Below are 10,273 nucleotides of genomic sequence, written 5' to 3' on the forward strand. Positions count from 1 at the left end.
GGGGGCGCCGCCCCCGCGCGCGCGCCCCCCGCCCCCCCCGCGCGGGCGCGCGCGCCGCGCGCCGCGGCGGCCCGCCCCCCCCCCCCCCCCCCCCCCCGCGGCGCCCCCCCCCCCCCCCCCCCCCCGCCCGCGTGCACGCTCCGTATTGGAATTCCGGGGTGTACGAGGAGTGTTTGCCGTGCTCTTACTGACTTGCACATCAGTCAGTAACTCAACCTAGCTGACGTAGTGACAGATGACTGTCGCTCAGGGCGAATTCTCCACAGTATGCGCCGTGAGCTGGGAATATTGATCCCAGCGAAGTCTCTTGTGAGAGCCTTTATCCTGTCTCGCGAGTCAGGATAATGGTCCAAGATCTATGAAACAGCGAAGAATCTCTTGCGGTGTGCGACGGGGGCGTGTTACCAAGAGTCATGCCTGCGCAAGCCGAAGTCTCCAGGGACGTCTACGACGTCGTCATCGTCGGTGGTGGCCACAACGGGCTCGTTGCCGCCACCTACCTCGCTCGGGCCGGTCGCTCCGTGCTCGTCCTCGAACGCCTCGACGTCACGGGCGGCGCCGCCGTCTCGACCCGGGCCTTCGAGGGTGTGGACGCGCGCCTGTCCCGCTACTCCTACCTCGTCTCCCTCCTGCCGTCGAAGATCGTCGACGACCTCGGGCTGGAATTCGCTGTGCGCAAGCGCTCGGTCTCCTCCTACACGCCCACGGTCCGCGACGGCCGCGCCACCGGCCTGTTCGTCGGCGGCGGCGAGGAGCGCACCCGCGCCTCCTTCCGCGCCCTCACGGGCTCCGACGCCGAGTACGCGGCGTGGCAGGACTTCTACGCCACGACCGGGAACGTCGCCCGCAGCATCTTCCCCACCCTCACCGAGCCCCTGCCCACCCGTGACGCGCTGCGGGCCCGGATCGGTGACGACACGGCCTGGAACATGCTCTTCGAGCAGCCGCTGGGCATCACGCTCGAAGAGCGCTTCCGGGACGACCTGGTGCGCGGCGTCGTGCTCACCGACGCCCTCATCGGCACGTTCAGCAACGCGCACGACGAGTCCCTCGCCCAGAACATCTGCTTCCTCTACCACATCATCGGCGGGGGCACGGGAGACTGGGACGTTCCCGTCGGCGGCATGGGCGCCTTCACCGACGCGCTCGCCGGCGCGGCCCGCGCCGCCGGGACCGAGATCGTCACCGGCCACGAGGTGCTCGGCATCGGGCCCGACGACCCGCACTCCGTGGTCACCTACCGCACCGGGTCCGGCGAGGGCAGCGTCGCCGCCCGCAAGGTCCTGGTCAACGCCTCCCCCGAGGCCCTCGCCGAGCTCATCGGCGACGAGGCGCCGGCCGAGCGGGCCGAGGGCGCCCAGCTCAAGGTCAACATGCTGCTGCGCCGCCTGCCGCGCCTGCGCGACACCTCCGTCGACCCGCGCGAGGCGTTCTCCGGTACCTTCCACATCGCCGAGGGCTACGGGCAGCTGGAGACGGCCTACCGGGAGGCCGCGGCGGGCTCGCTGCCGTCGGCGCCGCCCTCGGAGATCTACTGCCACTCACTCACCGACCCGACCGTCCTCGCCCCCGAACTGGTCGAGCGCGGCTACCAGACGCTGACGATGTTCGGACTCCACGCGCCCGCACGGCTGTTCGCCGACGGCAATGACGCGAAGCGCGAGGCCCTGCTCACGTCGGCCCTCGCCGAGCTCGACTCCGTACTGGCCGAGCCCATCGCGGACTGCCTGGCGGTCGACGGGGACGGCAGGCCGTGCATCGAGGCCAAGACCCCCATCGACCTGGAGAACGAGCTCCGGCTGCCCCGAGGCAACATCTTCCACCGGTCGCTGGCCCTCCCGTTCACCGACGAGTCCACGCCGACCGGCCGCTGGGGCGTCGAGACCGCCCACAGGAACGTGCTGCTCTGCGGCGCGGGCGCGGTGCGCGGCGGCGGAGTCAGCGGCATCCCCGGCCACAATGCGGCCATGGCCGTACTGGAGCAGTGAGCCGGTCTCCGGTACCGGAGACAGGAACGACCCGAGGACGCCGTCCCACCGCCTCCGCGGTCGGACGGCGCCTCCCGTCCCCGGGGCGGCCGACGCCCCGCGCGGTCACCGCCCCGGGGACGGGACACCCGTACGGAGCCGGGACCGTCCCGGCGTCCGAGACCGACCCGTCGAGGAGGACAGATGGCCCTCGCGCTGCGCTGCGCCCGGCTGATCGATGTCGAGGCAGGTGAGGTACTGACCGACCGGACCGTGCTGGTGGAAGGGGAACGGATCGCAGCGGTGCAGCCCTCCGCCACGCCGGTCCCCGAAGGAGTGGAGGTCATCGACCTCGGCGAGGCCACGCTCAGCCCCGGTCTGATCGACCTGCACACCCACCTGATCGGCATCGCCGCCTGCGGCGACCCCGCTCGGGAAATGCGGCAGAGTGCCGCCCAGCAGGCGTTCGAGTCGATCGGCCATGCCCGCGACACCCTGCTCGCCGGATTCACCACGGTCCGGGACCTGGGCGCCTACCGGGCGTTCGTCGACACGGCCCTGCGCGACGCCATCGACAACGGCACAGTCCTCGGGCCCCGGATGGCGGTCGCGGGCGCCTACGTCACCGTCTCCACCGGCGGCGGGATGATCACGGGGCTCGCCCACGACATCGAACTGCCCCGGGAGTTCCGCTTCGGCTCCGTGCGCGGAGTGGACGACATCCGCGAGCGGGTCCGGGAGATCCTGCACGGCGGCGCCGACGTGATCAAGCTGATCGGCACCGGCGCCGTCATGGCGGCGGGCACCGTGCCCGGCGCCCCGGAGCTCACCGAGGCGCAGATGCTGGCCGCGGCGGAGGAGGCTTCCTTCTACGGGGCGTACGTCGCCGTCCACGCACACGGGACCGAAGGCATCAAGATGGCGGTCAGGGCCGGCGTCCGCTCCATCGAGCACGGCTGCTACCTCGACGACGAGGGCATCGAGCTGATGCTCCGGCACGGCACCTACCTCTCCGCCGACATCTGGTGGAGCGACTGGCTGACCGAGCACGCCGACGCCGCAGGCTTCGACCCGGAGACCCAGGACAAGAACGACCACGCCACCGTCGCGCAGCGCGAGGCGTTCACCAAGGCGGTGCACGCCGGTGTGAAGATCGGCTTCGGTACGGACGCGGGCGCCTTCCCGCACGGCATGCAGACCCGCCAGCTCGCCGCGCTGTGCACGTACGGCATGACGCCGATGCAGGCGATGCGCGCGGCCACGCTCACCGGCGCCGAGTGCATGGGCTGGGAGGACCGGGTCGGCTCGATCACGCCGGGCAAGTACGCCGACCTCATCGCCGTTCCCGGCACGTCCGGCGACGTGTCAGCCTTCGAGGACGTCCGCTTCGTCATGAAGGGGGGACAGGTCGTCAAGAACGACCTGACGGCGGGGCACTGAACCACAGGGGCCGGTCCGGCCCTTCGTACGTGTCAACGCACACCCCGTCCGGGCCCGCCGGGCGTCAGTCGGTGCCCGCGGCCGTGCGGGGCGCGCCCGGTCCGTGCGGCGCGGGCGCGTCCGGTGCCTCGTGGCCCGGGGCGGCGCGCGGATCGGGCAGCGCGAGGGGATCGGCGAGCGGCGGCGGGGCCTGCCGGTCCGCGGCGATCACCAGGTACATCGCCAGCAGGATCAGCACCCCGCCGATGATCGTCCGGTTCGACAGCGAGGCCCCGACGAGCAGGCTGAACACCGCCACGAACAGCGGTTCGCAGGCCAGCACGACGGCGGCGCCGGCGGCGCTGACCCGGGACTGCGCCCAGGTCTGCACCGCGTACATGCCGAGCGTCGCCAGCAGGGTCGAGTAGACGAGCCAGCCCCAGCCCGCGGAAGTGTCCGGCAGGTCGATCCCGGCGGGCACGGCCCAGAAGGAGGCGATCACGCCGGTGCCGAGGATCTGGAGGGCGGCCAGGCCGTAGACCTTGTCGGGGGAGGAGTACTCCGACAGGAGCGTCACCTGGATCGAGTACGACAGCGCGGCGGCCAGCGTCAGCCAGCTGCCGAGGCTCAGGGAGACCCCGTTGAAGGAGATCACGGCCAGGCCGGCCGTCGCGGCGAGCACACCGCCCCAGACGCCCTTGGTCACCTTCGTCCGGAACAGCACCCGGCCCGCCAGCGGCGTCAGGACCACGAAGAGCGAGACCAGGAAGCCGGACTGGGACGCGGGGATGTAGTTCTGGCCCTCGACCTGGAGGAGGGTTCCCAGCCCGAGGAAGAGGGCGAGGCCCAGGCCGGCGAGCGTGTGGCGTCGGCCGAGCGAGAAGACCGCGCGGGGCCGCAACGCCACCATGATGAGGCCGGCGAGCACGAAGCGCACGGCGACCAGGCTCGCCGTGCCCATCTCGGGCAGGACCCAGACCGTCGCCAGGTAGCTCCAGCCCCACACGGCGGTGGCGCAGGTCAGGGCGACGATGGCGATGCGGCGTCCCGAGCCCGCGCGGCCGCTGAGCTGCCCGGCCTGCTGGATGGTGGTCACGGTGTTCCTCCCCCCTCTGATGTGGACGACCGCGCACCACGGTCTGCCGGGTCCCGGCGAGCGGCACACCTCAACCTAGATATTGACTGATGCATCAGTCAATACCGGTGCCACTGCGGGACCGCCGAAGGCCGGCGCCACGACGCCGGCCTTCGGGTGGAGCAGGGCAGTGCGGAGCGGGTCGGTACGGGCCGGGGGAGAGGTCGCGGGCCGAGTCGTCAGGATGCGTCGTCCGGCTGCGGGGACGTGCGCCGCGGACCCAGTGCCGCAGGGTCGATGCCGAGTTGCGCGCCCACGTGCTCACGGACCCACTGCGTGGCTTCGGCCCTCTCCAGGACGCCGCGCCGGGCGACGAGCTGCACCGCGAGACCGTCCAGGAACAGGGTGATCCGCCAGGCCGCGACCCTCGGGTCGGCGCACTGGAACTCGCCGTTGTCCCTTCCCTCCTGGACCAGCTGGACGATGGAGGACTTCCACTCGTCGTCCATCGTGCGCATGACGTCGTGCAGGCCCTTGTCCCGCATGCCCGCCGACCAGCCGTCGATCCACAGCCGCCAGCCGGGAGCCTGCCCCGCCGGCAGGTACAGCCGCAGCAGCGCCTTCATCCGGGTCACCGCGGACCCGGAGCGGGCGACCGTCCTGCGCAGGCTCTCCATCTCCCGCTGTGCCGCGTGGGAGAAGGCTTCCTCGATGAGGAGTTCCTTGGTCGCGAAGTGGTAGTGGAGCAGCCCGCTGCTCACTCCCAGGGCAGCCGCCACGTCGGCGACGCGCGTCGCCGCGATACCGCGCTGCTTGATCTGCTCCACCGTCGCGTCGAGGATTTCTTCGCGCCGGAGGACAACCTGTTTGCGTGCCACGAGGTGCACCCTACTCGCCTTCCTGATTCGTGTGTCAGGAAGGCGGGCGTCCGGTCCGCGCGGGCGCCTCCGTCCGGCGCACGGCGCGGGCACGGCCCGACCACGGCCGGCGGGGCCGGTCAGCTCGCCCCGGAGGCGTGGGCGGCGAGCCGGAACCGTTCGGGCGTGCCCCCGGCTCCGGTCACCAGATCGGCGGTGAGCTCGCCGATGAGCGGAGCGAACTTCGCCCCGTGCCCCGAGCAGGGCGAACAGACGACGAACGGACCGACCCGGTCGAGCAGGAAGTCCTCGTTCGGCGTGAAGGTGTACAGGCAGCTGCTCTCGTTGCGCGGCGTCGGGTCCAGCCCCGGCAGCCACTCCTTCACGTACGCGACCAGCCGGTCCCGCGCCGCCGACGAAACCACTCCGTCCCGGCCGGAGGCCGTCGTCCGCAGGCCGCCGTAGTGCTCGCCGATCTTGCGGTCGTCGTCAGGGCCGCCGTTGCGGCCGCCCGCCAGGTGGTAGATCCCGGCTCCCCGCTCGTGCAGGACGCTGGGCCACGCGGGAGCGGCCGGGTCCAGCCGGGGGAAGTGGAAGGTGTCCTGCTGGGTCACGGTCAGCGGGGGCAGCGCGACGTGTCCGCCGAGCCGTTCGCCGGTCCACGCCCCGGCCGCGACGACGACCGTACCGGCGAGCACCTCGTCGCCGTCGGCCAGGACGACCCGGGCCCTGCCGTCCGCCGTCGTGTCCAGCGAGGCCACGGCGGCGCCGTGGCGGACGACCGCACCCCGCCGGACGGCGCCTTCCACGAACGCGGTCACCGCCGAGGCGGCATCGGCCGTACCGCCCTGAGCGTGGTGGACGACCGGGCCCTCGAAGCGCATCCCCGGCCAGCGCTGTTCCGCCTCCTGCGCGCTGAGCACCTCGTGCTCCACGGCCGAGGCGGCGAGCTGGGCGGCGATCGACTCGGCGTACGCGCGCGTCCCGAAGTCCACACTGCCGAGCATCCGCAGCAGCGGCGTACCGGAGTCCAGCTCCAGCTCCCGCCACAGCTCGAACGACCGACCGGTCAGCTCCGTGTACAGGGTCTCCTGGTAGCCGCGCCGCACGATGCGGGAGCTGCCGTGCGAGCTGCCCCGGGCGTGCCCGGGGCCGTACTGCTCCAGCAGCAGCACCGACAGCCCGCGGCGGGAGGCCGCCCACGCGGTGGCGGTGCCCATCAGGCCGCCGCCGATCACGACGAGTTCAGCGCGGGTCGTCATGGCTGCCTCCGGCAGAACGGACGGCGGCGGGCGCGCCCGGCCCGCCGAACCTGGCCTCGATGTCGCCGAGCTTGCGGGCGACCACGCCGAGGGCCGCCTCGCGCGGTGTGGTGCCGTAGGTCTCGGCGTCCGTGAGCATGTCGGTGGTCAGCCGCCCCATGGCCTCCCGGATCTTGCGGTGCGCCTGGTCCGCATCGGCGCCGATGTCGCCGAAGAGGGTCCACCACCACCACGCGTTCGTCGCCGAATTGGCCACGAAGTCCGGCAGGACGAGGGTGCCGCGCGCGTGCAGCGCCGCCTCGGCGTCGGGGAGGGTGGGCATGTTGGCTGCCTCGGCGATGACCCGGGCCTTGATCCGCTCCTGCTCGGACGCGCCGATGCAGTACGAGACCGCGGCCGGTACGAGGACCTCGCAGTCGATGTCGAGCCAGGTGTCCCCGTCGGCCTCCGTGTCACCGGGACGCAGCTGGGAGCGGTCGATCCCGCCCAGGCCGTCACGGGTCAGGAGCAGCCGCTCCACGTCGAGGCCCGCCGGATTGACGATCACGCCGCGGGCGTCGGCCAGGCCGACCACCGTGACGCCCTCCCGGGCGAGGTGGCGGGCGGTGGCACCGCCCATCGACCCGAACCCCTGGACGACGGCGCGCGCCGAGGTACGGGATAGGCCGAGGTGGTCGAGCGCGGTGAGCGCCGACTCCGCGACACCCAGACCGCCGACGAGGTCGGCGAGCAGGACGCCGTCCACCTCCACGGCGAAGGCGTCCGCCAGCCGCTGCCGCGCCCCGGCGGCATCGTCCAGCAGCGGGTAGATGGCCGCGATGGAACTGTCCATGCCCAGTTCGGCCAGGACCTCGTCGATGGTGTCCTGGCGCAGCCCCAGGTCCTCGCCGGTGGTCCAGTGGTGCTTGAGGAGGGACCGGACGGCGTCGAGGAAGCGGCCGAGGACGGCGCGGGCCTGCGGGTCGTGCGGGTCGCAGTCGATGCCGCCCTTCGCCCCGCCGAGCGGGATGTAGCGGTTGGCCGGGTCGTAGTGGAGCGCTTCCTTGCGGGTCATTCCCGCCGCCAGCCCGCGGACCTCGTCGAGGGTGCATCCCTCGCGCATGCGCAGACCACCACTGGAAACGCCTCTGACCAGCCGGTCGATGACGACGTATCCCCTGCGCCCGGTGACGGGATCGGTCCAGGTGACCTGGAGGTGGGGCGGTGGGGCGGTGGTGGGGCGGGGGATGCTCAGGGGGCTCGCTGTCATGGTTTCCGTCCAGTGCGGGCACGCGTCACGGACACCGCGGGCGTGCGTTCTCGGGGGATGTGCGGGGCGGCCGGGCAGCGGTCAGTTCATCCAGTTGACCGGGTGGTCGCGGTCGGTCAGCGCCGGGCGGTCGAGCCGGAACGCGGTGTACGGCTCGGTCTTCGCGAGCGTCTCGTCCTGTACCAGCGCGGACAGCATCCGGCCGAGCGTCGGCGCGAACTTGAAGGCGTGCGCCGCACCGAGGCCGACCAGGACCCGCTCCGCGCCCGGCACCGCTCCGAGGACGAAGTCGCGGTCGGGCGTCAGGGTGTACAGACAGCGCTTGGAGCGCACCGCCCTGCCGCTCAGCGGGAACCGCTCGCCCATGAAGCGGGACAGCCGCGACAGCATCTCGGGATCGGTGGCCCCGGACCGCCGGTCCGGACTCACCTCCGGCCCTCCGCAGTCCTGCCCGGCCTTCACCGTGGCCTCGCCGTACGACGGGAAGCCGTAGAAGCTCGGGTCGTCCAGCCAGATCCAGACCGGGAAGACCTCCGGCGCGAAACGCGACGGGTCCACCGGCTCGAAGTAGGTGACCTGCTCTTCCAGCGTCGTGATCGGGATGTCCCAGCCCAGCGGCCGCAGCAGGGTGTTGGCCCACGCGTCCGTGCACAGGACGACCTTGCCCGCGGAGTAGCGCCCCCGCGGCGTGACGACCTCCACCCCGCCGGCGCCGTGCCGGATCTCCGTGACCGGGGTGTTGTCGAGGAGACGGCCGCCGGCCGCCGTGGCCAGCTGCTGCATGGCGGCCGTGGAGCTCGCCGCGGGGACGATGGAGGTGCGCTCCTGGTACATGGCCGTGGTGCCGTCGGGGACGGAGATCTGGGGCCAGCGGCCGCGCACCTCGTCCGCGTCCAGGAGCTCGTAGGGGATGCCCTCGGCGGAGAGGCTGTGCCAGTAGTCGTCGAGCGGGAGCGGCGAGCCCTCCGGGCAGAGGTCGATGCCGCCCGTCAGGGTGACGAACTGCCGGCCGCCGGCCTGCTCCAGGTGTGCCCAGTCGTCGTACGCGTCCCGGGTCAGGCGTACGTAGTCGGGGCGGTGGTAGCTGTGGCGGAGGATCCGCGAGGTGTCGTGGGACGCACCGCGGTCATGGCCGAACTCGAACTGTTCCAGCCCGAGCACGCGCTGCCCGGAAGCGGCGAGGTGCCATGCGGTGGCCGAGCCGAGTCCTCCCAGACCGACGACGACGACATCGAATGATTCGGTCCCTGTGTTCACGTTCATGGATGGGCCTCTCGGCGCGGAGCTCGTGCCGCGCGTCCCCGGCATGCGACCGGGAAGGACGGCGGCGACGGAAAGGGCTCGGGAACCACCCTCGGGTGGTCGGATCGGCGTCCGGCAGGGGCGGCGCGTCGGGCGGCCCTGCGAGCGGATACTGAACGACGATGCAGTAGCGGATTCGTGGCTGTCAAGAGCGGAGCACCGGCGTTCCGGCTGCGCGGCGGACTTCCGGCCGGGCCGGGCGGGCCCCGCGGCGCGGTCCGCGGGCCCGCGGTTCAGTCGCCTTCGAGCGCGGCCGGCCGCAGCCCCAGTTCGTGGGCGACGATCTGGCGGGACCAGGCGGCGGTCTGCTCGCGGTCCCGTGTCTCGCGGTGGACCACCGTCTGCACGGCGACGCCGTCCAGCAGGGCGGTGATCCGCCAGGCGGCCCCGCGCGGGTCCTCCGCCGAGAACTCCCCGGCGGCCACGCCTTCCTGGATGATCGCGGTCAGCGCTTCCTTCCAGCGCAGGTCGAGTTCCCTGCCGACCGTCCGCAGCGCGGGTTCGCGCAGGGCGGCTGCCCAGCCCTCGATCCACAGCGTCCAGCCCTTGGCGCCCTTGGTCGGGGCGTACCAGTCCAGGGCGGTGGACAGCCGTGCCAGTGCGGTCGGGCAGTCCGAGGTCAGCTTGTCGAGGCGGTCCAGGTCCCGCTGTACGGCCCAGGTGAAGGCTTCGCCGATCAGCGCCTCCTTGGTGCGGAAGTGGTAGATCACCAGGGCGGGGCTGACGGCGAGATCACGGGCCACGTCGGAGATCCGCAGAGGGTGGATGCCGCGCTTCTCGATCTGGGCGACGGTGGCGCGAAGAATCTCCCCGCGACGCAGGCCGGCGTCCTTGCGGTGTCGGGTCACGCCCCGAGGATAGGTCACGCCGGCGGCCGGGGAGCGGCCTGCACGGGCCGTTCCGCACCCGTTCCAGGGGCTGACTCGCGAGTCAGGAAAATCGGCCCGGAAGCATTGACAAAGGCCCGTCGGCAGCCACAGGCTTCCTTCAGCTAACTGTACAGCGATTCAGTAAGCCGGGACCGGAGCCGGACCGGCTTCCGGACCGCCCTAGGGCGTGTATCGAAAGTAGCGCCGTCCGCCCGGAGGGCGGGGCCTGCGGCGTCCGGTGCGTGCAATCGCAAGGCGGAGGGTCGCCCTCGT

8 protein-coding genes are annotated in these 10,273 nt (G+C 72.3%); 2 read left to right on the forward strand and 6 right to left on the reverse strand.

The features are described 5' to 3' along the window. The first annotated feature begins 413 nt into the window (after positions 1-413). Both ACFYT4_RS35550 and ACFYT4_RS35555 read left to right on the forward strand, forming a co-directional pair. Positions 414-1,988 (forward strand): phytoene desaturase family protein, encoded by a 1,575-nt coding sequence (locus ACFYT4_RS35550; RefSeq protein ID WP_389278874.1) that lies wholly within the window; start codon positions 414-416, stop codon positions 1,986-1,988. 183 nt (positions 1,989-2,171) lie between these two features. After that, positions 2,172-3,407 carry an amidohydrolase family protein gene (locus ACFYT4_RS35555; protein ID WP_389278876.1) on the forward strand — a complete coding sequence of 412 codons (1,236 nt, stop codon included), beginning with the start codon at positions 2,172-2,174 and terminating at the stop codon, positions 3,405-3,407. A 64-nt stretch (positions 3,408-3,471) separates the two neighbouring features. On the opposite strand, the gene ACFYT4_RS35560 is transcribed toward ACFYT4_RS35555, so the two are convergent. The 6 genes from ACFYT4_RS35560 to ACFYT4_RS35585 form a co-directional block, all read right to left on the reverse strand. Further along, positions 3,472-4,482, reverse strand: a complete 1,011-nt coding sequence (locus tag ACFYT4_RS35560; protein WP_389278878.1) for a DMT family transporter — start codon at positions 4,480-4,482, stop codon at positions 3,472-3,474. Between the two features lie 218 nt (positions 4,483-4,700). Next, a complete protein-coding gene (locus ACFYT4_RS35565; protein ID WP_389278880.1) occupies positions 4,701-5,339 on the reverse strand; it encodes a TetR/AcrR family transcriptional regulator in 639 nt (212 codons plus the stop codon). 119 nt (positions 5,340-5,458) lie between these two features. After that, complete coding sequence (locus tag ACFYT4_RS35570) at positions 5,459-6,580, reverse strand: FAD-dependent oxidoreductase (protein WP_389278882.1); 1,122 nt, start codon at positions 6,578-6,580, stop codon at positions 5,459-5,461. Next, complete coding sequence (locus ACFYT4_RS35575; RefSeq protein ID WP_389278884.1) at positions 6,564-7,829, reverse strand: Glu/Leu/Phe/Val dehydrogenase dimerization domain-containing protein; 1,266 nt, start codon at positions 7,827-7,829, stop codon at positions 6,564-6,566. Before ACFYT4_RS35575 ends, ACFYT4_RS35570 begins: the two co-directional genes overlap by 17 nt. Positions 7,830-7,910: 81 nt before the next feature. Continuing rightward, positions 7,911-9,092 carry an N-methyl-L-tryptophan oxidase gene (gene solA / locus ACFYT4_RS35580; RefSeq protein WP_389278886.1) on the reverse strand — a complete coding sequence of 394 codons (1,182 nt, stop codon included), beginning with the start codon at positions 9,090-9,092 and terminating at the stop codon, positions 7,911-7,913. 272 nt (positions 9,093-9,364) lie between these two features. Further along, complete coding sequence (locus tag ACFYT4_RS35585) at positions 9,365-9,979, reverse strand: TetR/AcrR family transcriptional regulator (protein WP_389278887.1); 615 nt, start codon at positions 9,977-9,979, stop codon at positions 9,365-9,367. Positions 9,980-10,273 lie beyond the last annotated feature (294 nt).

It is taken from the genome of Streptomyces sp. NPDC004609, assembly GCF_042873655.1.
In the GTDB taxonomy this organism is placed as follows: Bacteria; Actinomycetota; Actinomycetes; order Streptomycetales; family Streptomycetaceae; genus Streptomyces.